We start from the raw sequence: 23,526 nt of genomic DNA on the forward strand, positions 1-23,526 counted from the left end.
AGACCTGTAACACTTGTCACAACGTGACCGTGAATGCCGACGACCGTTCGATTGCCGACAAGCGTCAGCACATCAACGGGACCCGGGATGTTGATCTGGCTGCGACCTACGGTGGCGGCACAGATTGTAGCGCGGTCTACTGTCACTCTGATGGTTTGGCCACGCCTGTCGCATACACCAATCCAACCTGGGGTGGTGCAGCGATGACTTGTACTTCCTGTCACGGTGGTGCCGGTACAACCACGACTTTGTCGGCGACACACCTTGCACATATCGGTACTGATGTATCTGGTACCTCGCAGTTTGGTTACAGTTGCGAAAGGTGTCATAGCGCTACGGTCACCAATAGCACCACCATTGGTACTGCTGCTAATCACGTTGACCAGCTCCGTCAGGTTACGGTAACTGCTGCCGATGGTGGTGACGATGCTGTCAACTCCAACTTCACCAGTAATTCTTGTGCAACCACCAACTGTCATGGCTCGGCATCGCCGACATGGGGCGCCTCAACCACATCCAGTGACTGTTCTCTCTGTCATGGTATGGCTGCCGATCCGACTGACGGCCGTGACACCAACGGCGACACAGCGAATACCGACACTGAGGTCGGTGCTCACGTTGCTCACCTGAACGCCGCCAGCGGTATCTCGGCAGCGATCACTTGTAATCAGTGTCACGTGGATCCGAAGGATACCGCTGGTACTTATGTACAAAATGTCAATACCGCTGGTCATATGGACTGCGCTACCGTGCTCACCTGGGGCGGCATCGCATCCGCAAACGGCACTACGCCGACCAGCTGCGCCACGACCTACTGTCACGATTCCAGTGCCATTGGTAATGGCTGGGGTGGAGATGAAGGCATTGCTCTTGACTGGGCAACACCCATGATGGCTGGTAATGTAAACGACTGTGATAACTGTCACGGTTATCCGCCGACCCCGGCGAACGGGCATCCGAACAACACTAACTGTAATGCCTGCCATGATAACGTCGATACTGACAATGTCAGCTTCACCTTGGCCGGCAAGGCCTTGCACGTCGATGGCGCTGTTTATACTTCCGGTGGCGACACCTGTACCGATTGCCACAATGCCGATATCGATGGCGGCAAGAATGGCGTCCACGCCAGCCACACTGACGTCGCGACCTTCCTCGGCACCAAGTCAATTACTGCCGGTGACTACGGTACCAACGGCTGGTACACCACGACCTGGGTCAACGGCGCACCGATGTTCGGCTGCGGTGAGTGTCACCCGGCTGGTGAGGGCACCGGTCACCCGACTGCCGGTCTGAATGTTGACCTGGATCCGACTGGTGAAACGCCTCCGGCAACCAGTCCGAAGAGTAAGAATACAGAGACTCCGGACACTCCCACCTACACCAGTGGTAGCAGCGTCACCTGCTCGAACATCTACTGTCATTCTGATGCTCAGGCAGCAGGTAGCCGTAACTACGCACTTACGCCGAACTGGTACGGTGGCGCGTTGCCGACCGACGGCACCGAGTGTGCTTCGTGTCACAACAACGCTCCGTCAAGCGGTACCCACGGTAGCCACCTGGTCGGTATCCACTACGAGACCCTGTACAGCGGTACCGCTGGCCTGATGGCCTCCGGTGGTACGGGCGCCGCAGCTCACGGTAACGCTGCAACCTCCGATACCATCGGTTGCCAGACCTGTCATAACGACACGGTCACCGTTGAGTTTAACGACCAGAACAGCGTCTGTGCCACCTGCCACGACGGCGGCACTGCGGCGCTGCAGGGCAACATGGCGATCGACACGACGGGTAGTACCCACGTCAACGCCCAGGCCGACGTTGCCTTCGACACCCTCACGGGTTACAAGTCGCGTGCCCAGGTTCGTGATGACATCACCACCGTCACCGAACTGAACGACAACTGGACGCGGACCGACGGCTACAAGGCAAGCACCAGCTTCGACCAGATGAAGGTTGCAGCGCCGACCTACGAGGCCGACAGCAGTTGTTCCTCTGTCAGCTGTCATAATGGCATCGCGACCCCGACCTGGGACACCGGCGCCGTAGCAGACTGTACGGTCTGTCATACCAAGCTGCCGTAACGGTCGAAGAAGGAGTAAGAACACACGCCCATCCGGGGGAACCTTTCCGGATGGGCGTGAACATCGACCTGGCAATGAAGGGAGAACCGATAACCGAGTAGCAGGGTGGTGATCACATCCGCTACAAAACAACAGAGACTACAAGAACAGATAAAATAACTGACCTATCAAGGGCGCTTTCACCAGAAAGCGCCCTTTTCTTTACCCATCACCCATCACCAGGGACACTTCCCGTTGGGATGAACTCCGTGATATGTTAGTATCCTGAAAATTAACAGGGGGACACTTCCCAATGGGGAGTGTCCCTTATGATGGGTAATTATATGATTTTACGTTTTTTTACATCGCTGAAGCTGACCTTGACCCTGCTGCTCGGTCTTTCTTTTGTGTCTATTTTCGGCACCCTCGGCAAGGTTGAAGATAATCGCTTCGATTACTTCTATCAGTCGACCGGGTACCGTATTCTGCTCCTCTTGCTGGCTCTTAACATCGCCGCCTGTACCTGGAAAACATGCAAACGGAACCTCGACGACAAGAAGCGTTTTCGCGAGCGGCTGCATGAAGAGGCAGAGAAAACCTCCAACGGTGCGGATTTTGAAGCCCTTGAACGGGAATTGCAGAAGACGTTCCGGGTTGAGCGACGTACAAACGGTTTGCTCGCCAGCCGTGGCCGCCTCGGCCGCTGGGGCTCGACGATCGTTCATGTCTCGCTGCTGATTATCATGCTCGGTGGCATTCTGGCTGAATTCGGCTTTGTCGGGACCCAGATGGTGCCTGAAGGTAAAAGCACGATAACCTATTTCAATTGGGATGTCGGACTGGACCGGCCCCTCGGGTTTGAATTCCGGGTCGATCATTTCGAGCTCGACTACTACCCGATTGAACTGAAGATCGGTGCCTACGATCCGCAGACGAGGGAACTGATCGAGGAGTACGTGACCCAGGAAGGGGAGATGATCGAACTGCCGCTGCAGGGGGTAACGGCCCGAATCGTCAACTTCGAACCTTTCGACAAGGCGTTGAGTCTCGATATTTTCCGGGAGGGTCAAAAGATCGGATCTTATCGAGGGTTGCCGGGAGCGAGCAAGGAGGAGGTCACCAATTTCCTCGATGAATTCCTGGTGATCAAACCGACGGCGTTTCGTGATCCTGTTGTCCGGCAGATTATTGCCGATGCCTCGATTCTCGAAAACGGCGAGGTGGTGAAGCAGCAGCGGATCATGGTCAACCATCCTCTCGTTTACAAGGGGGTTGCCTTTTATCAGACCGCCTATAACCAGGACGAGTTCGGCTTCTGGTATGTCGGCTTCCAGATTTCGAAGGATCCGGGAGAACCGCTGGTCTGGGCCGGCTCGATTCTCCTGGTCTTCGGGCTGTGCTGCGCATTTTTCATCCGCTACCGGGTCTTGGTGGTGACGGCATCCGGTTTGACGCCGCTGCTCGGTTTCAATGACCTGGTTGGGCAGGCGTTGCTGAACGATATCGCAGCGAATAACGCAGGTATCGCGGGGGACACTTCCCTCGGGGAAGTGTCCCCGAAGAAGTAATCTTTGAAAAGTTCTTTGCTTGTCATTCCCGACTTGATCGGGAATCCATGATTGAAAAAAGCGATGCAACTGAAAATCAACGAAAGCACGATCCATTACGACGATCTCGGCAAAGGGCCGGCGGTGGTTCTGATCCACGGATTTCCCTTGTCGCGCCAGATGTGGGCGCCGCAGGTTGAGCCGTTAATTGCAGCCGGCTATCGGCTGATCCTGCCGGACCTGCGCGGTTTCGGTGATTCGGAAGGGGGCGGCCGTAATGTCGCGATGGATGTCTATGCCGACGATCTTATCGGGCTCCTCGATTATCTCGAAATCGAGCGAGCGGTGGTTGGCGGGATGTCGATGGGTGGCTACGTGCTGATGAACCTTCTCGAAAGATATCCTGACCGGATTTCCGGAGCGATGTTCCTGGTCACCCGGGCGGCCGCTGACGACGAAGCGGGGAAACAGAAACGGGATGAGCTGATCGATGCAGTTGAGACTGGCCGCAAGGCACTAGTTGCCGAAACCTTTGTCGGTGTACTGTTCGCTGATGAGACTGCCGATCAACAGCCGGAGCTGGTTGCCGAGGTCCGCCAGTGGATGGAAGCCGTGACCCCGCAAGGTCTGATCGGCGGCCTGGCGGCGATGCGCGAGCGGCCGGACTATGCCGACCGGCTCGACCGGTTCCGGCTGCCGGCCCTGGTGCTCGGCGCCGACCAGGACAAGGCGATTCCGCTCGAGCATTACCGGACATTGGTCGACGGATTGCCGGATGCCGAGGGAGTGCTCATCGCCGGCGGCGGTCACATGGTCAACATGGAGATGCCGGAGGTGTTCAATCAGGCAATTCTGCGGTTTCTGGCTCGCTTTTAAAGCAAAAAAGCCTAAAAGCGATTTTAACGCAGAGGCGCAGAGACGCAGAGAAAGCCAAAACCTTTACAGGCTTTTTGGTTTTAAGGCTTTTACCTTGAATCTTTTCTCGATGTTTGTTTTCTCGGCGGCGTCAGCCTGCGCCTCTGCGTTAAAGAGTTTTTTGATCTGAACACTCGGATTTTACGTTGCGAACTTTGCGCTTTTGCGGTCAATTTCTTTATAGTCAGGTTTCTTAAATGAAAACAGTTTTTATCATCCTCTTCGTACTGGTTTTACTGGTCCGTTTTTTTCTGCGCCAACTCAATATCAGCCATCTCAAAAAACATGGTCACGAAATCCCGGCCGGATTTGCGGGGGCAATTGATGCCGAGACCCTGACCAGAACATCCGACTACACCCTGGCCAAGGACCGGGTCGAGGCGGTTGAGTCGCTGCTCGGCAGCATCATTGCCGGCCTCTACCTCTTCAGCCCGATATTTCCCTGGTACGATCAAATCATCGCCTCATTCGGTTTCGGTTTTATCCTGCACGGGCTGATCTTTTTCCTGATCCTCGGCCTCATTCAGGGCCTGATCGGTATCCCGTTCAGTCTCTACCGGACCTTCGTCCTCGAAGAGAAGTTCGGCTTCAATACGATGACGCTGCGGCTCTGGCTGAGTGATCTGGCCAAGGGGGCGGCACTCTCACTGATTATCTCCGGAATCCTCCTCGGCGGTGCCTTTGCCCTGATCGCATCTTCACCACAATGGTGGTGGCTCTGGGTCTGGGGGTTTGTTGCCCTGGTCACCCTGTTTCTGATGCATCTGTCGCCGTATGTCATCGAACCGCTCTTCTTCAAGTTTGAGCCGGTGCAGAAGGAGGGTCTGGAAGAAGGGGTGCGGTCGATGGCGGAAAAGGCGGGCCTGACGATCAGCAAGATCCAGCAGGTCGATGCTTCGCGGCGCAGTCGACATGGCAACGCCTACTTCACCGGAATCGGCAAGGTCAAGCGGATCGTTTTGTTTGACACCCTGCTCGAAAAGCTGACGAATCATGAGGCGTTGGCGGTCCTCGCCCATGAAATCGGCCATTGGAAAAAAGGGCACATCTGGAAACGCCTGGTCAAGACGGAATTGCTGACGCTGTTGTTCTTCTGGGCGTCCTGGTACTGTCTCGACCAGGGCTGGCTGCCATCGCTGCTTGGACTGGATACGGCCTCATTTTTCAGTCAACTGGTTATTATCGGGTTTGTGATCTCGATCCTGTCTTTTCCGCTGACGCCGTTTTCAAGCTGGCTGTCGCGACGGGATGAATGGCAGGCCGATGCATTTGCCTGTGAACTGCACGGTGAAGCGAAAGACCTGGCGTCGTCGCTGGTGAAAATGTCCCGCGACAATTTGGCCAACCTGCATCCGCACCCGCTTTATGCCTGGTTTTACTATTCGCATCCGGCCCTGGCTGAACGGGTTGGAAGGCTGCTCGGAAGGTAACCCGTGGCGGTTGTTATCTACATCACGATTCTCGCCTTTTCGGCAATCTATGCCCCGCAGCCACTGTTGCCGGTTCTCGCCGAAGAGTTTGGCGTCAGCCGTGATGCGGCGGCGATGCTGACAACGGTTGTTTTCCTTCCCCTCAGTGTTGCGCCGCTGCTGTACGGTTATATTCTCGAATCGTTTACTCCCCGCCAGATGCTGCGCGTTGCCGTTTTCCTGCTGGCCATCTCGGAATTCTTTTTCATGACGGTCGACTCTTTTGCCGTGTTGCTCGGTCTTCGTCTCTTCCAGGGAATGCTGATGCCGGCGATTCTGACGGCTCTGATGACCTATGTTTCGACCGAGACCGAACCGGGCCAGATTCGCAAGGCAATGGCCGTCTACATCTCCAGCACCATCATGGGCGGTTTCCTCGGCCGGTTGATGTCGGGAGCCATTGCCTCCCTGTTTGGCTGGCGCTTCAGTTTCCTGATCCTCGGGATCAGCCTGCTTCTCGGTTTTTTTCTCCTCGGTCGGCTCAAGGCTGGCCGGCAATCGCAAACGATCAAGCCGAAGCTTGATCTTGTACTGACGGTGCTGCGCCGGAAAAGTTATCTCAAAATTTACGTCACCGTATTCTGTTTTTTCTTTGTTTTTGCCGCCATTATGAATTTTCTGCCGTTCCGGGTGACCGAGCTTGACAGCAGCGCTTCGGAAATGCGGATCGGCTTCATGTACAGCGGATACGTTCTGGGAATCTTTACCGCGATCTATTCGGTCCGGATTTCTGATCTTCTCGGCGGCCCGATCCGGGCGATGCTGCTTGGTCTCTTTTTTTTCGGTCTGGCGTTGGCCGGGATGATGTTGCCGGATACGCTGGTTCTTTTCGTATTGCTGTTTCTGTTCTGCGGGGCGCTGTTTCTCGTCCATTCGGCGGCGAGCGGGCTTGTCAACAGCCTGGCGCCGGAGAACAAAGGGATGGTCAATGGCCTCTATGTCGCGTTCTACTATGCCGGCGGGATGTTCGGATCGAGCCTGCCGGGGCTGGCCTACCGGGCATACGGCTGGTCGAGTTTTATCATTATTCTGATCGTGATTGTTCTGTTCGGTCTGCTGACAGTGGCAACCCTGTGGTCTCGCGCTAATATTGACGGAACCTGACTGTGCATCCTGCGGTTGACAGACGGGGATTGTTAAGGTATCTCTTTGAGCTGTTTTGAATAAAATAAATGGAATGAACCATTGACCTGAAAGGAATATTGATGAAAACAACAATGATAAAACTGATGATGCTGTTTGCTGCTCTCCTGTTTTTTGCCGGAACTGTCTCCGCTGCCGAGTGGGGTAAATATATGCGCTCCGAAGAAGTCCCGACGAGTGCCCTTGATCGGGCCAGCTACAGTATCGGCATGAGTCTCGGGCAGGATTTCAAAACACGTGGCATGGAGATGAATCCGGATCTGATCGCCCAGGGTATCCACGATGTTCTCGCCGGGAACGAACCCCTGCTGAGTCAGGAAGAAGCGCTTGCGGCTCTGCAGAAGCTTCAGGAAATGGCGCTCGCCAAACAACAGGAAGTTATGGATGGCATGGCGGCGACCAATCTCGCCGAGGGGACGGCGTTCCTGGAGGAGAACGGAAAACGGAGCGGTGTTGTCACCACCGACAGTGGCCTGCAGTATGAAGTTCTTGTCGAAGGGAATGGGGCATCGCCGAAAAAGACCGATAACGTCAGCGTTGATTACCGCGGCATGTTTATTGACGGCACCGAGTTTGACAGCTCCTACAAGCGGGGTGAGCCGGCTAATTTCAGTGTCGAGGGAATCATTCCTGGCTGGACCGAGGCGCTGCAGATGATGAAGGAAGGCGGCAAATGGAAGCTTTTCGTTCCGGCCGACCTGGCCTATGGTACCCGGGGTGCGCCGCCGGTTATCGAGCCGAACAAGACACTGATTTTCGAAGTTGAGCTGAAAGAGATCCTCGAACAGGATTGACCCTGATTGGGCCGACCCGGTGCCAAATTTTGTCATCCGACCGCTTCCCGGAAAAAAGCAGGATTCGATTCGGAACACGATTCGGCACCGGAAATGTCGATTTTCAGGAAATTGAGAAAAAGGGGATCGCCTGAAAAATCCTGAAAATCCCGCAGTATAAGCCAAGAATGATTTCGCCGGATGCAGTAATCTGCTGCATCCGGCTTTTTCTTGGCTTGACGATTGCATTTTATTACGGTAACTATTTAAAAATACAGTTTAAAACTGAATTGTGGAGGGTTCCAAATGGGAGTCAAGGTTCTTTTACCGGATGATGCTGTGGTCAGGGATATTCTTGAAAACTCTTTTCTGCAGCGCGCCGGGTTTGAATTTGTGAAAGCTGACGCCGCTGGTGATGTTTTTCAGCAGGTCAATGACCTCAATCCGGCGCTGGCTGTTTTCGACCTTGAGATGCCCGGCGTTGATGTCCCGGCTCTCTGCAGCCGGATCAAGGAAGATGCAAACCTCGGGAAGGTTCAGCTGATCCTGATTATTCCGAACGAGTCGCGCAAGCGGGATGATGAAATCAGCAGCATCGATGTCGATGCGATTGTTTCCCGGCCGATTGAACACCAGCGGTTTCTGACTTCGGCCAGCCACCTGCTCGGCGTATTCGACCGAACTAAGCCCCGGTTCGAAACCTTTATCATGGTCTCTTGCGGGTCTGATATCGATGAACTGCATCAGGGCTGGATCCGGAATATCAACAGCGGCGGGGCTTTTATTGAAACGAAAGACCTGCTGCCGATCGATTATCGATTGCAGATCCAGTTTGAATTGGGTGATGGTTCCGATCTGATCAGCTGCACCGCCCGGGTCGCCTGGGTGAATCATCCGGACTGGATCAAGTGTGAAAACCTGCCGCCCGGTATGGGGGTTCAGTTTCTCGATCTGGGAGAAGAAGATCAGGAATTGGTCTCTGCTTTCGTCGATTCCCAGCTGACTCAATCGTAGAGAGAGATGACGCGGCACGATGACATTCTGATGTTCTGGTTCGGTGCCCTCGAGCCGGACAAGCCGGTGTCGCCTGAGCGGAGCCGGCTCTGGTTTGGCGGCCTGGACGAGACCGATCAGCTGATTCGCGATAACTTTCTTGATGATGTTGAGCGGGCCGCCGCCGGTGAGTACGACTCCTGGTCAGGGACTGCGCGCGGCAGACTCGCCCTGATCCTCCTGCTTGACCAGTTTACCCGCAATATCTTTCGCAAAACCCCACAGGCATTTGCCTGCGATGAAAAGGCGCTGTCGATTTGTCAGGATGGCCTTGGCATTGCGCAGGACCTCGACTTGTCGGTCATTGAACGGGCCTTTTTTTATCTGCCGCTGGAGCATTCCGAGAAGATCGAGATTCAGCGCCGCTCGGTGGCAGCTTTTCAACAGTTGATCGATGCTGCGACACCGGCCCAGCGCCAGGCCTGTGAATCGTTCCATGATTATGCGGTTCGCCATTATGAGATCATCGCCCGCTTTGATCGATTCCCCCATCGAAACAAAATTCTCGGCCGGAGATCGACTCCGGATGAGATTGAATTTCTCAAGCAGCCAGGGTCGTCATTCTGATATTTCCTGTTAAACTTCAATTATGTGCTGTCGATCTGGATATTGCCGGAGGACTCCATGCAGGATATGAATTCAACCGTTGTTGTCCTGGCTGACGACCATGAACTGCATGCCGCGATAAAAAACTCCCTTTTTCAACGCGCCGGGTTTGTGACCTACGACGTCAACGGCGCAGAGGATACGTTCTTGGCGATCCGGCGGTTGCGGCCTGTTCTTGTGATTCTGACCCTCGATATGGCAGGTGAAAGTGGTGACCTGATTTGCCGTCGAATTAAGGAAGATGCCGATTTGCACAGCACTCCGGTTGCGTTGATTGCCCATTATGAAGATAATGATGAACGGGAACGGTGTCGCGAATCGGGTTGTGATGAGGTTTTGCATCGCCCCCTGAGTACCAAACAGCTGATGGCTGCGACCTACCGGATGCTGAAGGTCTTTGCCGATCGCTATGAGTTTCGCGGATTTGTCCAGTTTGAGGGGCTGTGCGGAGGTGATGGTGAGAGCCTTCGTGATTGTTCGATCCTCAATCTTTCCGGTAGCGGCGCCTTCATTGAAACCGGGAAATTGCGCCCGGTCGATTCATCGATTATCCTCGAATTCTCCTTGCCGGATGATGATGAGGCTGTTCGTTGCCGCGGCCGTGTCGCCTGGCTTAATCATCCTGAATGGTCGCGCAAGCCGCATCTGCCGGTTGGATTCGGGGTTCAGTTCGAAAGCCTGCCGCCCGAAAAGAGAGCCCATATCGAGGAATTCATTCACTCCGGAAAGCATTGACACTTCCGGATCCCCGTTACAATTTGCTGCCGCAGAATTTGCAGTGGACGGCATCAGCGTCATGTCCTTCGGCGCTGCACTCCGGACAGGATTGGGTTGAAACTTTCTTGTAGGCCTGGGTCATCTCGACGGTCACGATCCCGGTCGGAACGGCGATAATGCCATAGCCGAGGATCATGATACCGGATGCCAGGAACTGTCCCAGTCCCGTCTGCGGAGCGACCTGACCGTAGCCGACCGTGGTCAGGGTGACGATCGCCCAGTAGATGCTGCGCGGGATACTCGTGAAGCCGTTGTCTCCTCCTTCAATCACGTACATCAATGAACCGAAGATGACGACCAGGGTCAGCACCGTGTAGAGAAAGACGGTGATTTTCCGGCCGCTGGCCTTCAGCGCCCGCATCAGCAGCTGCGCTTCGCCGAGGTAGGGAACCAGCTTGAGAATACGGAATATCCTGAGGATACGGAGAATCCGGATCACCAGGAAATATTGACTGCCGGGGAGCAGCAGGCTGAGGTAAGTCGGGATAATTGCCATCAGGTCGACAATGCCGAAAAAACTGCGCGCATACTTCAGCGGCTTTCCGACGCAGCTTAACCGGAGGACGTATTCGATCGTAAAGAGAATGGTGAAAAACCATTCGATCGCGTAGAACTGCCCGGCGAAGCGCAGACGCAGTGATTCGATACTGTCGAGCATGACCGCAATAACGCTGATCAGAATGCTCGCAATTAGCAGAATGTCGAACAGTTTGCCGGCCGGCGTGTCGGCTTCGAAAATCACCTCGTGTACGCGGTAGCGCCAGCTTTCGGTTTTTCGCGATTCGGGTGGATCCGGTTTGTTGTACTGTTCCATAACGATAGAATTTATCCTACCGCCGGCGGCCGGTCAATCTTTTAGGCCGGCCCGATTGCCAACCAAAACGGTCATTTATTGTATTTCTTGGCAAAGGGAGTATCATTCTGATAATATTTATTTTTATGTCAGGCATCAGTTCTGCCTGAATCAACCTCAAAAAGAATGAGCAGCCCAATGATATCGACCAGACAGTCGGCGTTTTGTACTCTTCTCTGTGCGCTGGTTCTGCTTTTCACCCAGGCGGATCCAGCTCTGGCAAAAGAGGCGATGGAACACTCCGGTATGAAGATGACGAAGGAGGGCCAGCATCAGCATGCCGAGATGCCGGACGATGACCCCGGCGTCGGCCTCGATGAGAAGATCGGTGCGACCATTCCGCTTGAATTGACCTTTCGCGATGAAACCGGAAAGCCGGTTACGCTGGCCAGTTTGATCAATGGTCCGACGATTATTGCCCCGATCTATTACCGTTGTCCGAATGTCTGTAACTTTTTACAGAGTGACCTGGCCCGGGTTCTTCCCGATATCAAAAAAAAACCGGGGAAAGAGTACCAGGTTCTTTCGGTCAGTTTTGATGATACCGAGACGCCCGAACTGGCTACGAAAAACAGGGAGATGTATTATAAGGCGATGAAGGGGGAGTATCCTGACGGCGCCTGGCGTTTTTTGACCGGTGATCATGACGCCATCATGAAGCTGACCGGAGCGGCCGGATATCGCTTCAAGAAAATGCATGACGGCCAGTTTCTTCATCCGGTCGCCATTTTTGTTGTTGATAAAAACGGGATGATCGTTCGTTACCTGCATGGCACCCGTTTTTTGCCGAAAGATATCACTCTGGCTTTTATCGAGGCGTCCGAAGGGCGACTCGGGACGACCATTCAAAAAGTTGTTCGCTTCTGTTTCAGTTATGATCCGGAAAACAAAACCTACGTCTTCAACATCCTCCGGGTCACCGGTTCCGTGGTGTTGTTGACCGCCGTCGCCTTCATGGCCTTTCTGTTTTTCGGCGGCAAGAAGAAAAAGGGAAACTGATATGGCTGATGCTGTAACGCCGGCCGCTGGCAACCGCGGTTTTTTTGATGAGGGTGGAAAGTACGGAGCCAGGGGGGTTCTTTCCTGGATTTTCTCGACCGATCACAAGCGGATCGGGCTGCTCTACCTCTGGTGTATTGTTGCTTTTTTTATCATTGGCGCCATCCTCGGGCTGCTGATCCGTCTGGAACTTTTCGCCCCGGGTGAGACGATCATGTCGGCGCAGACCTACAATGCGACCTTCACCCTGCACGGGGTGATCATGATCTTTCTCTTTATTATTCCGAGTATTCCGGCAGCCTTTGGCAACCTGGTCCTGCCGATCCAGCTTGGAGCCCGCGATGTCGCCTTCCCGCGGCTGAATCTCTTTTCCTGGTGGCTCTATGTTATTGGTGCGGTGATGGCCGTTACAGCACTCTTCACCGGTGGCGGGCCGCCCGATACCGGCTGGACCTTCTATGTCCCCTTCAGTGTCGAGACCACGACCAATGTCTCCCTGGCGGCGCTGGCGGTGTTCGTACTCGGTTTCTCTTCGATCCTGACCGGGCTCAATTTTCTGACGACCATCCACCGGATGCGGGCCGAAGGGTTGACCTGGGGCCGGCTGCCGCTCTTTATCTGGTCGCTTTATGCGACCGCCTGGATTCAACTCCTGGCGACGCCGGTGATTGGTATCACCGTCGCCCTGCTCTTTATTGAGCGCCTACTCGGGACCGGGCTGTTCGATCCGAATCTCGGCGGCGACCCGATCATGTTCCAGCATCTCTTCTGGATTTATTCGCATCCGGCGGTCTACATCATGATCCTTCCCGGGATGGGGGTCATCTCCGAGATTATTCCGGTCTTCTCGCGCAAGCCGGCCTTTGGCTACAAGGCGATCGCCGTCTCGAGTCTTGCCATCGCTTTCGCCGGTTCTCTGGTCTGGGCGCACCATATGTACACCAGCGGCATGTCCGATATGGCGGTTCTGGTCTTCTCCCTGTTGACTTTTATTGTTGCGATCCCGTCGGCGATCAAGGTGTTTAACTGGCTCGCTACCATGCACAAAGGGTCGATTCTGCTTGATCCGCCGATGCTTTTTGCCCTTTCGTTCATCCTTCTGTTCTCGATCGGTGGCCTCACCGGCCTGATCCTCGGTTCGGCCGCGACCGATGTCCATGTCCACGATACATACTTTGTCGTTGGACATTTCCATTATGTAATGTTCGGTGGGACCGGTATGGCCTTTTTTGCCGCCATGCACTATTGGCTGCCGAAGTTCTACGGCCGGATGTATGACAAGAAGATTGCCACGATCTCCTGGGTCATTATCTTCGTCGGCTTCAATATCCTTTATATGTCAATGAAGGCGGTCGGAATTATGGGAATGCCGCGGCGGTACTACGATTATATCCCCGAGTTCACCACGATGAATATGGTTTCGACCTTTGGCTCCTGGGTGCTCGGTTTCGGTCTGCTGCTGATGTTTGTCAATCTGTTCCGGGGCCTCTTCAAGGGCACACCGATGGAACTTGAAAATCCGTGGGGCGGTGCCACCCTCGAATGGCAGGTCGCGACACCGCCGCCTCTGGAAAACTTTGATGATGATCCGGTTGTAACCCACGGGCCGTATGATTTCAAGAAGGCGGGAATCTTATGAGCGAGCATGTGCACAAGGACTACACCGGCGCCAAGTTCGGGATGTGGCTTTTTCTCTTCACCGAAGTGCTGTTGTTCGGCGGGCTGTTCATCCTCTACTCGGTCTATCTTCAGCGCTACCCGCAGGAATTTATTTCAGCCGGTAGCGAGCTCGATGTCCGTTTCGGCGGCGGCAATACCCTGGTGCTTTTGACCAGTTCACTTTTCGTGGCGATGTCAATTACCGCTTTGCGGCGGGGACAGACGGCGCTTTGCCAGGGGCTGCTCGGCGGGACGATTATTGCTGCCGCCATCTTCATGGTGAACAAGTTTTTCGAGTGGAGCGCCAAGATCCATCATGGCTTCTATCCCGGGTCGCCGCATATGCACGAAATTGCGCCGGGCGAATCAATCTTCTTCTCAATTTATTATATTACCACCGGGCTGCATGGCGTTCATGTGGTTATCGGTGCCATAATTATCGGCTGGACCATGTTCAAGATCAAGTCCGGTTCGGTCAATGCCGAAGACTGGGTTGTTTTGGAGAACGCAGGTTTATACTGGCATCTGGTCGATCTGATCTGGATTTTTATCTTTCCTTTATATTATCTGATCCTGCATTGATTCGGACCGGGATATCGAGGTGACTTATGTCTGAACAACACGAACATATCGTCAGTTATAAATTATTTGCCATTGTCTGGTCGGCCCTGCTCATCCTGACCGGAGTGACAGTCTGGGTCGCCCAGTATAACCTCGGTGCGTTCAATATCTGGGTGGCCCTGGGAATTGCGTCATTGAAGTCGGGTCTGGTTGTTGCGTTTTTCATGCACATGAAATACGAACAGCCGCTGTTCAAGATCGCGTTGATCTCGACGTTGACGATCCTGGCAATATTTATCGGCTTTACTTTCTTCGATGTGCTTTACCGCTAAGGGGGTATTCGCGTGAATCCGCAGTCTTTAACGACCGTCGAAGCGGTCGATCCTGTTTTCTACTTTATTTTTGGCGTCAGCGCGGTGATGTTGGTCGGAATCGTTGTGGCGATGGTCTGGTTTGCCTACCGTTACAACCGCAAGCGCTGCCCGGTTCCCGAGTCGCAGAAAGATCAAAATGTCTGGCTCGAGGTGACCTGGACCGTCATTCCGACCATCATTGTCCTGATGATGTTCTGGTTTGGTTGGGAAGGTTACCTTTCGCTGCGCCGTATTCCCGATAATGCTATGGCCGTACAGGGCACTGCCCGGATGTGGTCGTGGCTCTTTACCTACGAAAATGGCAAGACCAGTGACAAGCTCTATGTGCAGGTCGGAACGCCGGTCAAGGTCAAACTAACCTCTGATGATGTTCTGCACAGTTTCTTTGCCCCTGCCTTCCGGGTCAAGCGCGACTGTGTTCCCGGCATGGAAAACTATGCCTGGTTTGTCGCCGACGAAGCCGGCTCCTATGACGTGTTCTGCGCCGAATACTGTGGTGTCGCCCACGCCGATATGATAACAACGATCGAGGCGGTGCCACCGGCCGAATTTGACGCCTGGCTGGCCGGCAGCGGAGAGCCGGATGAAAGGCATCCCGGACTGGTCGCGATGGAGAATTATGGTTGTCTCGGATGTCATTCACTTGATGGTGCAAAACAGGTGGGACCGACCTTCAAGGGGATTGCCGGTCGGCAGACGGTTGTCGAAGTCGACGGTCGCGAAAAAACTATTTCCGCTGATCGCGACTACCTGCTAAGGGCGATCAACCAGCCGAATGCCGAAATAGTCAAGGGATTCCCGCCGGCGATGCCGCCGTTTGCCGACAGTGTCAGCGCGGACGAGCTTGAACAGATGGTCGATTACCTCATGCAGGACGAACAGGAGGGGGCGGAAGAGGTTCGGGAAGCGGTGGTTAGCGCTGAGCATGAAAAAGTTGTCGAATCTGAACAACCCGATTCAACTGTGAAGGAACACGCCGCCGAAACAGAAGATAAGGAAGAAAAAACCGGGCCGGTCGCCAACGATCCGGAACAACTGACCATGGACGGCATGAAACTGCTGCAGGAAAACGGTTGTCTCGGTTGTCATTCGACCGATGGCAGTCGTATGGTTGGTCCTTCTTTCAAAGGGATCGTCGGGCGCCAGGTCGAGGTTGAAAAGGATGGAGCGACCACAACGCTGACCAGTGACCGGCAATATCTGTATCGTGCCATCAATGAGCCGGCGGTCGAGATCGTGGTCGGCTATCCGCCGGTGATGCCGGCGGCCGGGCTCTCGGAAAAAGAAGTTGAAGCGATGATTGATACGCTTGAGGAAATGGAATAGATGCTCGGACGCCTGACCCGCTCACATCTTTCGATCCTGGTTGCTTTCTCGGCCCTCGCCGGCTACCTGTTTCATCCGGCCGGTCCTGATTGGCGCGGCGCCATCCTGCTCAGTCTTGGCGTCTGGTCGCTTGCGGCCGGCGCCTCGGCTCTGAATCAGGCCCAGGAAAAAGAGGTCGATGCACGGATGGTGCGGACCCGTACCCGGCCATTGGTTACCGGCCAACTCACGGTTTCAAGCGGGATCGTTATTGCTGCGCTGTTTCTCGGAATCGGTCTTGCCCTGTTGGCTGCTACCGGAGAGGTGCAGGTTTTACTCCTCGGCCTGTTCGCCCTGACCTGGTACAACCTTGTCTATACCCCACTCAAAAAAGTGACCCCTTTCGCTGTTCTTCCCGGCGCTCTCTGCGGCGCCCTGCCGCTCCTGATGGGATGGGTTCTCTCGGGGGGAGGGATATTCGACTCCCCGATCCTGATGCTTTGCGCCATCGTCGTTCTCTGGCAGGTTCCGCATTTCTGGCTGCTGGCGCTGGCGTATCCGGAAGATGCCCGACGCAGCGGCCTGCCGAACCTGTTCACCCGGATCCGGCCCGGGCGCTTGCGCTACCTCAGCCTGGTCTGGATCGTTGCCCTGCTGGCCGGCGTCGGTTTTGCCAATCTCTCCGGGTTAATCAGGGCCGACCTGAGCCGGATCGCTGTAGCAATTGCGATGCTGCTACTCGGTGGTGCGCTCGTACGTTATCACCGAAGAGAACCAGAGCCGGCTGACAGCGGTCGCCTTTTTGTTCAACTTAATCTTTTTATGACCCTTCTTTTCGTGGCCGTTGCGGTTGATCGGTTTGCCGCAAAGGGAGACGTTTTCGTCTCTTTTATATCGGCGCTCGGATAGCTTCATGTCGATTCTGACCGCGTTCGCGGCATCAGCCGTCCTTGAAAAAATACCGACTTGCAAAAGAAGACTTGTGTGGTAATATATAAGTTTAAGTTAGACGAAGGGTCATCATCCGACCCTTGGCACTGGCTCAACCCAAACACACAATCAATAAAGGAGACCTGCCATGGCGAAAAAACTTGAGGTGTACAAATGCGAAGTCTGCGGAATTATTACCGAGGTTGTCAACGAAGGTGGCGGCAGCCTGGTTTGTTGCGGCCAGGAGATGGTACTGCAGGATGAAAATACCGTCGATGCTGCGGTTGAAAAACATGTACCGGTGATCGAAAAGCAGAACGGTTCGATCAAGGTCACCGTCGGTAGCGTTGCCCATCCGATGGAAGATGATCATTACATCCAGTGGATTGAGCTGCTCGCCGACGGCAAGTCCTACACCCAGTTTCTGAATCCGGGCGATGCCCCGGAAGCGGTTTTCAATATCGATGCCGACAAAGTGACCGCCCGTGAATACTGCAATAAGCACGGACAGTGGAAAGCCGAAGCCTGATAGACTGCTCAAGCTGATGAGAAGCAAAAGGCTCCCCCGTCTGGGGGAGCCTTTTTTGTGGTTCATCGCATTTTACCGGGAATCAGGTGGTGCGTACTTAAACTCCTCCACACGTTTTTAACTGCACCCTGAAAACAAAAAACCAGTTCGCCGGTATCTCCCGGCCTGCTCATTACTTTTCTTGCCTATCCTGAGCCAGCCGAAGGGCTTGTCCAGGAAAAGTAAGCAAAAGAAAGACACTCCAGCGAGTCCGCCTGATGATCAGGTTCCCTCACTGCGCCGATTTCAATCCGTCAGTCACTGTCGTTCCCGACTCCGATAGGAAATCAAATTATGATTTTGAATCACCACCGGAGCTCTTGAGCTCGCCCCTTTTTCCCGCACCAATGATCCGTAGCCCGACCGCAACCGCCACGGAGGCATGCCGCGTTTGCCTCAAGGCAAACTCTCGAATTGCACTGTTGAACAGAAGCAATTCAGACCGAGTACAAAAGCCCCCTGCAAGGGAGCCGTTTTCTGCATACTCTTTTATGGCTTAATAAAAGAGTATGGCGGAGTGCGCGGCCGCGACCGCGCGGTTCTCCTGTATTCTGAACTCAGGTCAGTGTCCCTATCCAGCCAATCAAGACCGCAAGTTGCCCGGTTCAAATCAAACTCAAATCCGGGCTATATCTTTAACTAGGCGTGCTCCGCTTTTTGATAGACACAGACATTGCAACTCGATCCTTCCTTCTGGATGTAATCTGTCGCCTGTTCTTGCAGACGTTTCCAGGCGCCACTCTTTTCGATTTCATCCATGGCAGTGCGGTAATTATCATCTTCCCAGGCCTTGTCGCGGACGGTAAAGCAGATATAGCCTCCCGGCCTGGTAATGCGAATCAGCTCGCTAAAAGCTTCCGGACCGACGTGACCGCAGGTAAAGGTGCCGACACTGATAATCGCGTCGAAGCTGTTCTCCGGGAAATCAAGCTTAGCGGTCAGATCCCCCTGGTAGAGTCGGGTATAGACCTCCTTCGATTCGGCCTTTTTCAGCATCTGTTCGGAATAGTCAAGCCCTTCCAGGTTGCGATAGCCCTTTTGGTAAAGATCTGCGCCGACCAGCCCGGTACCGCAACCGGCATCCAGGATTCTGGCGGCCCGGTCTTTGACATGGTCATCGAGGAGTTGACCGGCTATCGCCGGGGCGACGTAGCCCATTTCATCGATCAGGTCACTATCGTAACGCTCAGCCCATTCACTGTAGGCTGTTGCCAGTTCTTCCTTGCTTTTTGCATTGAGTACTCTGTCATGAATCTCTTTACGGGTTGCCATGTTTTCTCCTAAAAAAAATGATGAAAGTATTGAATGGAAGGAGGGTGTACAGAATATAAACGAGCCGAGGATATTATTCACCACGACCCTGGGGGTAAGGCAAAAACGGCCTCACAAGCTGTCATCTCTTTTGATCGAGGGTACTAAAACCGGGCAGGATGGTCAAATTTATCTGTAAACAGCTGCACCCGGTAAATTGGTCGCGACAATTTCTATTGTACCGGAACTTACCTTTAACCTTTATCCTCGTCCCCTATTTTGCTAGCATACCTGCTCGGAGGTCGCCATGTCTGAAAACGAAGAACGCTTGACCAATCTTGAACTGAAATTTATGGACCAGTCGCAGCTGCTTGAAGAATTGAGTCACGAACTCGCATTCTGTCACAAGCGGATCGAAGAACTGACGCGTGAACATCGCTCAATGCAGGAAATGATGAAATCGCTTGAACCTGAGAATCAAGTCTCTCCGGATGAATAATGAGCCTGCAATTTGATTACAGCAACCTGAAGCGGGTTTGTGTCGAAGCTGTTATTATCGTCTGTTTTGCAATGGCAATCGGACTCGCTTTTAATCACCAGATGTTGATGGCTTCTTTTTCCGGAAAGGTCGTGGCCACAGCGCTCCCTGATGCCGCCGTTGATGAGCCGATCCCGGTTCCGGTGACCCTTCAGGATGTGCAGAAGTTGATGAACCGTTCGGTGCTGATTGACGCCCGGATTGCAGAGCTTTACCGTACGGGGCATTTACCGGGTGCCGTTTCTCTGCCGATGGATGAAGTTGAAGAACGCCTGCCGGTTTTTTCGGAAAAGTATCCCGGTACCCGATCGCTGATTGTCTACTGCAATGGCTATGGCTGCATTGACTCCTATGACCTTGCCGTGCGCTTGCTGCGGCTCGGTTATAACGACGTCATGGTCTACGAGGCGGGATATCCGGAGTGGCGGGATGCCGGACTGCCGGTTGAAGGAGGCACGCCATGAAACGGAGCGGCCGGCTCTCTTACCATCTCTGCCGGGTCATTCTCGGCGCCTTCTTTATTTATGCCGGGAGTCTGAAGATCAGCGATGCTCCGGCCTTTGCCGGCCAGATCGCGGCCTACCAGATTCTGCCGTACCAGTGGAATTATGTTGCGGCTGCAGTCTTACCGTGGATTGAGCTGCTTTGCGGGCTGCTCCTGCTGATGAACCGCAAGGTTCGACCGGCGGCACTCGTTGTTGGTGTGCTCAGTATTGTTTTCATGGTTGCCCTGTCAACGGTGATCTATCGTGGCTTGAATATTGACTGCGGATGTTTCGGCCCCAACGTACACTCGACTCCACAGCAGGCGTTGTTGCGCAATGTCCTGATTCTGGCGCTGGCGCATTTCGTTTTTCATTTGCGCAATAAGTATTCGAAAAAGGAATTGAAAGGCAGTAGATAGTAAGCAGTAAGCTTAAAACTGCCAACTGCCAACTGCCAACTGCCAACTGCCAACTGCCAACTGACAACTGATAACTGATAACTGAATCCCCATGGAACCCTGGCAACAACAACTCAAGACTTCCCTCACCGAGCCGCTGTCGCTGGCCAGTAGGCTGAATCTCGATGTTGGTGACGTCAGGGCCGTCGCCGAAAAATACCCGGTGCAGCTGACGCCCTACCTGCTCGAACTTTTAGCCGACCGGACCCATCCGTTCTGGAAGCAGTTCGTTCCCGATCCGGCCGAACTGGCCGATGATGTGGCGTCGGAGGATCCGTTGGCGGAGCAGGAAAAGTCACCGGTGCCGGCTGTTGTTCACCGCTACCCGGGCCGGGTTCTGCTGCTGGCGGCGAACAGCTGCGCTGCCTATTGTCGATTCTGCACCCGCAAGCGCCGGGTGGGCAATCGCGACCAATCATTGTCGTTCGGCCAGGTCCTGGATGGTATCGACTATGTCGCCGACCACCCGGAAGTTAATGAAGTCATTCTCTCCGGCGGCGACCCCCTGACGATGAATGATGGCCTGCTCCGGGAGCTTCTCGATCGGCTACGTCGAATTCAACATGTTGAAATCATCCGGATTGCAACCCGCATGCCGGCGGTGTTGCCGGAGCGGGTCACCGAGTCGTTTGCGGCGATGCTCCGGACGTTTCAGCCGATTTACCTGACGACCCATTTCAACCATCCGGCCGAGCTGACGCCGGCTGCGGTCGAAGCCTGCCGGCGCCTGGCCGATGCCGGGATCCCGCTGGCCAACCAGACGGTCTTGTTGCAAGGGGTCAACGACGATATTGAAAGTCTCAGCCAGCTTTGTCTTCAGCTCCTGAAAATACGGGTCCGCCCGTATTATCTGCATCAGCTCGATTCGGTTCGCGGAACCGGCCATTTCCGGGTATCATTGGCAAGAGGGGTTGATTTGATCGGGCAGTTGCGTCAACAGGTCTCCGGATTGGCCATGCCGCATTATATTGTCGATTCACCCGGCGGTCATGGCAAGGTCGAACTGCTACCGGAAAATGTTCTGGCCAGAGGCGACAGACAATGGGTTTTGCGGGCTCCCGACGGAACTTCGGTGACCGTACAGAGCGAAGGAGATTGAATGGAACCGACACTGCACAAGCATGGTCGCCGCAACCAGTTCGCCAGCGATAATTACGCCGGAATATGTCCGGAGGCCTGGCAGGCGATGCAGGAAGCGAATCACGGCTTCTCGAATTCCTACGGCGACGATCTCTGGACGGAAAAAGCCTGTAATGCCTTGCGTGAATTTTTTGATTTCGAGTGCCAGGTCTTCTTTGTCTTTAACGGCACGGCGGCCAACTCGCTCGCCCTGGCCTCGCTCTGTCGTTCCTATCACAGTATCCTCTGTCACGAACTGGCGCATATCGAGACCGACGAATGCGGCGCTCCCGAATTTTTTTCCAACGGCACCAAGGTTCTTCTGGTTCCGGGCGCTGATGGCAAGGTTGATCTCGAGGCGGTAGCCAATACCGTGACCCGCCGGGCCGACATCCATTATCCGAAGCCGAAGGTTCTGTCGATCACCCAGGCGACCGAACTCGGTGGTGTTTACATTTCGGAAGAATTGCAGGCGATTAAGGCGATTGCCGAAGAATACGATCTCAGGGTTCATATGGACGGAGCCCGCTTTGCCAACGCAGTCGCTTCGCTTGATGCCGAACCGAAAGAGATCACCTGGCAGGCCGGTGTCGACGTGTTGACCTTTGGTGGCGCAAAAAACGGGATGGCAGTTGGTGAAGCCGTGGTCTTCTTTAATAACGACCTGGCCGAAGAGTTCGACTATCGCTGCAAGCAGGCGGGGCAGCTCGCTTCGAAGATGCGATACCTGTCGGCGCCATGGTATGGATTGTTGAAGGATGGGGCGCTGCTTCGGCATGCCGCTCACGCCAATCGGATGGCCCGTGAACTGGCCGAGGATCTGAGCTCGATCCCGGGAATTGAAATCGTACACCCGGTTAAGGCCAATGCCGTCTTTGTCCGGATGCCGGAATATCTGCTTGAATCAGTGCTTGCCCGAGGCTGGTATTTCTATACCTTTATCGGCACCGGTGAGGCCCGCCTGATGTGCTCCTGGCAAACCTCGGAAGAGGATATCGCCGAGCTGGTCAGTGACCTGCGTGAGCTGGTGCAGGGATGACGATGATTGTTGATGTCGAAACGCCTGAACAGCTTGCTGCCGCGCGCCAGATTTTTCGTGATTATGCCGCATCGCTCGATATCGACCTTGAGTTCCAGGGATTCAGTTCCGAGGTCGCTGCGTTGCCGGGTGAATATGCGCCGCCGACCGGGGCGTTGCTGCTGGCGGTAGAAGAGGGCGAATGTCTCGGCTGTGTCGCCTTGCGTAAACTCGAAGAGGGCGTCTGCGAGATGAAGCGGCTATATGTCGCCGAAGCGGGTCGGGGGCACGGTCTCGGTCTCAAACTGGCCGAAGCGATCATTGTCCGGGCCTGTGAGCTCGGCTATGATAAAATGCGCCTCGATACATTGGCAACGATGACCGAAGCGCGGGCGCTCTATGCATCGCTCGGCTTCCGACCGGTGGAACCGTACTGTCACAATCCCCTGCCCGGAGCCGAGTTCTATGAGCTTGAACTCTGATCAGGACCCGCCAAGCATCCCTTTCTTCATGTCGACATCGGCCGGCTGGTCGCCGAGATAGATCAACAGGATCCCCTGCGCGAGCTCTTTTGATTCGATCGAGCCGAGATCCCGGCCGTTATGGGTTGCCCTGACCCGGCCATCGGCTCCGAGGATCAGGTCGACCTGGTCGCCGGCGACAAAATCATCGCCGAAGAGGCCGAGGAATTTCCTGACCGGCGGGGTTGCGACCAGTTTCGGCGAGTTTTTTTCAAACCCCTCGGCAAAGGCGTCGATAATCTTTTTCTTGTCGACCTTTTTATAGAGGAAATCCATCCGGATCAGTTTGTTGCCGGTCATGTCGAGAACCTGGCTGGCCCGGGTTGTCTTTTGCGGCGTATATAGCGAACCGACATAGACCTTGACGAAAACAAACTTCTTGCGGATGCCGTAACCGTTCAATTGCAGCTTCTCTCCGGCGACCTCGGTCTCGCTGGCGATGTTGACGCCGGCCACTTCAACAGCCAGGGCATTGCCGGAACAGAAGAGAATCAACAGGAAGATCAGAATGCTTTTCATGGCAGTCTCCTTTTCTTTGCCA

General features: G+C 54.5%; 26 protein-coding genes. 23 read left to right on the forward strand and 3 right to left on the reverse strand.

Annotation, left to right across the window (positions count from 1 at the left end):
* The first annotated feature begins 23 nt into the window (after positions 1 to 23).
* From C0623_10160 to C0623_10200, 9 genes are all read left to right on the forward strand, one after another.
* On the forward strand, positions 24 to 2,084 hold the full coding sequence (locus tag C0623_10160; GenBank protein PLX99056.1) for a hypothetical protein: 2,061 nt from the start codon (positions 24 to 26) through the stop codon (positions 2,082 to 2,084).
* A 308-nt stretch (positions 2,085 to 2,392) separates the two neighbouring features.
* A complete protein-coding gene (locus C0623_10165) occupies positions 2,393 to 3,631 on the forward strand; it encodes a hypothetical protein (protein PLX99057.1) in 1,239 nt (412 codons plus the stop codon).
* 63 nt (positions 3,632 to 3,694) lie between these two features.
* Entirely contained in the window at positions 3,695 to 4,486 is a 792-nt protein-coding gene (locus C0623_10170) for an alpha/beta hydrolase (protein ID PLX99129.1), read from the forward strand.
* 236 nt (positions 4,487 to 4,722) lie between these two features.
* The gene (locus tag C0623_10175) at positions 4,723 to 5,955 is read left to right on the forward strand and encodes a peptidase M48 (GenBank protein PLX99058.1); all 1,233 of its coding nucleotides are present in this window, start codon (positions 4,723 to 4,725) and stop codon (positions 5,953 to 5,955) included.
* 3 nt (positions 5,956 to 5,958) lie between these two features.
* Positions 5,959 to 7,098, forward strand: a complete 1,140-nt coding sequence (locus C0623_10180; GenBank protein ID PLX99059.1) for an MFS transporter — start codon at positions 5,959 to 5,961, stop codon at positions 7,096 to 7,098.
* 116 nt (positions 7,099 to 7,214) lie between these two features.
* Positions 7,215 to 7,931: a hypothetical protein gene (locus C0623_10185; GenBank protein ID PLX99130.1), complete on the forward strand. Its 717-nt coding sequence runs from the start codon at positions 7,215 to 7,217 to the stop codon at positions 7,929 to 7,931.
* Positions 7,932 to 8,216: 285 nt separating this feature from the next.
* Positions 8,217 to 8,924: a hypothetical protein gene (locus C0623_10190; GenBank protein PLX99060.1), complete on the forward strand. Its 708-nt coding sequence runs from the start codon at positions 8,217 to 8,219 to the stop codon at positions 8,922 to 8,924.
* A gap of 6 nt (positions 8,925 to 8,930) precedes the next feature.
* Complete coding sequence (locus tag C0623_10195; GenBank protein ID PLX99061.1) at positions 8,931 to 9,530, forward strand: DUF924 domain-containing protein; 600 nt, start codon at positions 8,931 to 8,933, stop codon at positions 9,528 to 9,530.
* Between the two features lie 57 nt (positions 9,531 to 9,587).
* The gene (locus tag C0623_10200; protein PLX99062.1) at positions 9,588 to 10,304 is read left to right on the forward strand and encodes a hypothetical protein; all 717 of its coding nucleotides are present in this window, start codon (positions 9,588 to 9,590) and stop codon (positions 10,302 to 10,304) included.
* A gap of 16 nt (positions 10,305 to 10,320) precedes the next feature.
* Here C0623_10200 and C0623_10205 read toward each other — a convergent pair whose 3' ends face one another.
* Positions 10,321 to 11,160, reverse strand: a complete 840-nt coding sequence (locus C0623_10205) for an ion transporter (protein PLX99063.1) — start codon at positions 11,158 to 11,160, stop codon at positions 10,321 to 10,323.
* Between the two features lie 177 nt (positions 11,161 to 11,337).
* On the opposite strand from C0623_10205, the gene C0623_10210 reads away from it, so the two are divergent.
* The 7 genes from C0623_10210 (at position 11,338) to C0623_10240 (ending at position 17,556) form a co-directional block, all read left to right on the forward strand.
* Positions 11,338 to 12,198: an SCO family protein gene (locus tag C0623_10210; protein ID PLX99064.1), complete on the forward strand. Its 861-nt coding sequence runs from the start codon at positions 11,338 to 11,340 to the stop codon at positions 12,196 to 12,198.
* Between the two features lies 1 nt (position 12,199).
* A complete protein-coding gene (gene ctaD / locus C0623_10215; protein ID PLX99065.1) occupies positions 12,200 to 13,837 on the forward strand; it encodes a cytochrome c oxidase subunit I in 1,638 nt (545 codons plus the stop codon).
* Complete coding sequence (locus C0623_10220; protein ID PLX99066.1) at positions 13,834 to 14,439, forward strand: cytochrome C oxidase subunit III; 606 nt, start codon at positions 13,834 to 13,836, stop codon at positions 14,437 to 14,439. The genes ctaD and C0623_10220 overlap by 4 nt, the downstream gene beginning before the upstream one ends.
* A gap of 26 nt (positions 14,440 to 14,465) precedes the next feature.
* Positions 14,466 to 14,750, forward strand: coding sequence for a cytochrome-c oxidase (locus C0623_10225; GenBank protein ID PLX99067.1), 285 nt, complete (start codon positions 14,466 to 14,468; stop codon positions 14,748 to 14,750).
* A gap of 12 nt (positions 14,751 to 14,762) precedes the next feature.
* Entirely contained in the window at positions 14,763 to 16,118 is a 1,356-nt protein-coding gene (gene coxB, locus C0623_10230; GenBank protein PLX99068.1) for a cytochrome c oxidase subunit II, read from the forward strand.
* Complete coding sequence (locus C0623_10235; protein PLX99069.1) at positions 16,119 to 17,006, forward strand: protoheme IX farnesyltransferase; 888 nt, start codon at positions 16,119 to 16,121, stop codon at positions 17,004 to 17,006.
* 169 nt (positions 17,007 to 17,175) lie between these two features.
* Positions 17,176 to 17,556 (forward strand): desulfoferrodoxin, encoded by a 381-nt coding sequence (locus C0623_10240; protein ID PLX99070.1) that lies wholly within the window; start codon positions 17,176 to 17,178, stop codon positions 17,554 to 17,556.
* Between the two features lie 678 nt (positions 17,557 to 18,234).
* Here the strand turns inward: C0623_10240 and C0623_10245 are convergent.
* Entirely contained in the window at positions 18,235 to 18,867 is a 633-nt protein-coding gene (locus C0623_10245) for a hypothetical protein (GenBank protein ID PLX99071.1), read from the reverse strand.
* Between C0623_10245 and C0623_10250 the strand changes: the two genes are divergently transcribed.
* The 7 genes from C0623_10250 (at position 18,866) to C0623_10280 (ending at position 22,946) form a co-directional block, all read left to right on the forward strand.
* Positions 18,866 to 19,045 carry a hypothetical protein gene (locus C0623_10250; GenBank protein PLX99072.1) on the forward strand — a complete coding sequence of 60 codons (180 nt, stop codon included), beginning with the start codon at positions 18,866 to 18,868 and terminating at the stop codon, positions 19,043 to 19,045. The genes C0623_10245 and C0623_10250 overlap by 2 nt on opposite strands.
* Before the next feature lie 108 nt (positions 19,046 to 19,153).
* Positions 19,154 to 19,345, forward strand: a complete 192-nt coding sequence (locus C0623_10255; protein ID PLX99073.1) for a hypothetical protein — start codon at positions 19,154 to 19,156, stop codon at positions 19,343 to 19,345.
* Positions 19,345 to 19,848, forward strand: coding sequence for a rhodanese-like domain-containing protein (locus C0623_10260; protein ID PLX99074.1), 504 nt, complete (start codon positions 19,345 to 19,347; stop codon positions 19,846 to 19,848). The genes C0623_10255 and C0623_10260 overlap by 1 nt, the downstream gene beginning before the upstream one ends.
* Positions 19,845 to 20,288, forward strand: a complete 444-nt coding sequence (locus tag C0623_10265; protein ID PLX99075.1) for a DoxX family protein — start codon at positions 19,845 to 19,847, stop codon at positions 20,286 to 20,288. Before C0623_10260 ends, C0623_10265 begins: the two co-directional genes overlap by 4 nt.
* 91 nt (positions 20,289 to 20,379) lie before the next feature.
* Entirely contained in the window at positions 20,380 to 21,426 is a 1,047-nt protein-coding gene (locus C0623_10270; protein PLX99076.1) for a lysine 2,3-aminomutase, read from the forward strand.
* Positions 21,427 to 22,485 carry a threonine aldolase gene (locus C0623_10275; GenBank protein PLX99077.1) on the forward strand — a complete coding sequence of 353 codons (1,059 nt, stop codon included), beginning with the start codon at positions 21,427 to 21,429 and terminating at the stop codon, positions 22,483 to 22,485.
* The gene (locus C0623_10280) at positions 22,482 to 22,946 is read left to right on the forward strand and encodes a GNAT family N-acetyltransferase (protein ID PLX99078.1); all 465 of its coding nucleotides are present in this window, start codon (positions 22,482 to 22,484) and stop codon (positions 22,944 to 22,946) included. Before C0623_10275 ends, C0623_10280 begins: the two co-directional genes overlap by 4 nt.
* Here the strand turns inward: C0623_10280 and C0623_10285 are convergent, their stop codons facing one another.
* The gene (locus tag C0623_10285; GenBank protein PLX99079.1) at positions 22,947 to 23,504 is read right to left on the reverse strand and encodes a hypothetical protein; all 558 of its coding nucleotides are present in this window, start codon (positions 23,502 to 23,504) and stop codon (positions 22,947 to 22,949) included. It abuts the gene before it with no gap.
* Positions 23,505 to 23,526 lie beyond the last annotated feature (22 nt).

It is taken from the genome of Desulfuromonas sp. (assembly GCA_002869615.1).
Lineage (GTDB): Bacteria > Desulfobacterota > Desulfuromonadia > Desulfuromonadales > UBA2294 > BM707.

Bases quoted from the DNA above. Each gene is read 5' to 3' on its own strand.
- C0623_10285 (PLX99079.1), bottom strand. From the start codon at position 23,504: ATGAAAAGCATTCTGATCTTCCTGTTGATTCTCTTCTGTTCCGGCAAT.
- C0623_10270 (PLX99076.1), top strand. From the start codon at position 20,380: ATGGAACCCTGGCAACAACAACTCAAGACTTCCCTCACCGAGCCGCTG.
- C0623_10210 (PLX99064.1), top strand. From the start codon at position 11,338: ATGATATCGACCAGACAGTCGGCGTTTTGTACTCTTCTCTGTGCGCTG.
- C0623_10225 (PLX99067.1), top strand. From the start codon at position 14,466: ATGTCTGAACAACACGAACATATCGTCAGTTATAAATTATTTGCCATT.
- C0623_10195 (PLX99061.1), top strand. From the start codon at position 8,931: ATGACGCGGCACGATGACATTCTGATGTTCTGGTTCGGTGCCCTCGAG.
- C0623_10175 (PLX99058.1), top strand. From the start codon at position 4,723: ATGAAAACAGTTTTTATCATCCTCTTCGTACTGGTTTTACTGGTCCGT.
- ctaD (PLX99065.1), top strand. From the start codon at position 12,200: ATGGCTGATGCTGTAACGCCGGCCGCTGGCAACCGCGGTTTTTTTGAT.
- C0623_10190 (PLX99060.1), top strand. From the start codon at position 8,217: ATGGGAGTCAAGGTTCTTTTACCGGATGATGCTGTGGTCAGGGATATT.
- C0623_10265 (PLX99075.1), top strand. From the start codon at position 19,845: ATGAAACGGAGCGGCCGGCTCTCTTACCATCTCTGCCGGGTCATTCTC.
- C0623_10170 (PLX99129.1), top strand. From the start codon at position 3,695: ATGCAACTGAAAATCAACGAAAGCACGATCCATTACGACGATCTCGGC.
- C0623_10280 (PLX99078.1), top strand. From the start codon at position 22,482: ATGACGATGATTGTTGATGTCGAAACGCCTGAACAGCTTGCTGCCGCG.
- C0623_10235 (PLX99069.1), top strand. From the start codon at position 16,119: ATGCTCGGACGCCTGACCCGCTCACATCTTTCGATCCTGGTTGCTTTC.
- C0623_10260 (PLX99074.1), top strand. From the start codon at position 19,345: ATGAGCCTGCAATTTGATTACAGCAACCTGAAGCGGGTTTGTGTCGAA.
- C0623_10245 (PLX99071.1), bottom strand. From the start codon at position 18,867: ATGGCAACCCGTAAAGAGATTCATGACAGAGTACTCAATGCAAAAAGC.
- C0623_10220 (PLX99066.1), top strand. From the start codon at position 13,834: ATGAGCGAGCATGTGCACAAGGACTACACCGGCGCCAAGTTCGGGATG.
- C0623_10250 (PLX99072.1), top strand. From the start codon at position 18,866: ATGTTTTCTCCTAAAAAAAATGATGAAAGTATTGAATGGAAGGAGGGT.
- C0623_10240 (PLX99070.1), top strand. From the start codon at position 17,176: ATGGCGAAAAAACTTGAGGTGTACAAATGCGAAGTCTGCGGAATTATT.
- C0623_10275 (PLX99077.1), top strand. From the start codon at position 21,427: ATGGAACCGACACTGCACAAGCATGGTCGCCGCAACCAGTTCGCCAGC.
- C0623_10205 (PLX99063.1), bottom strand. From the start codon at position 11,160: ATGGAACAGTACAACAAACCGGATCCACCCGAATCGCGAAAAACCGAA.
- C0623_10200 (PLX99062.1), top strand. From the start codon at position 9,588: ATGCAGGATATGAATTCAACCGTTGTTGTCCTGGCTGACGACCATGAA.
- C0623_10165 (PLX99057.1), top strand. From the start codon at position 2,393: ATGATGGGTAATTATATGATTTTACGTTTTTTTACATCGCTGAAGCTG.
- C0623_10255 (PLX99073.1), top strand. From the start codon at position 19,154: ATGTCTGAAAACGAAGAACGCTTGACCAATCTTGAACTGAAATTTATG.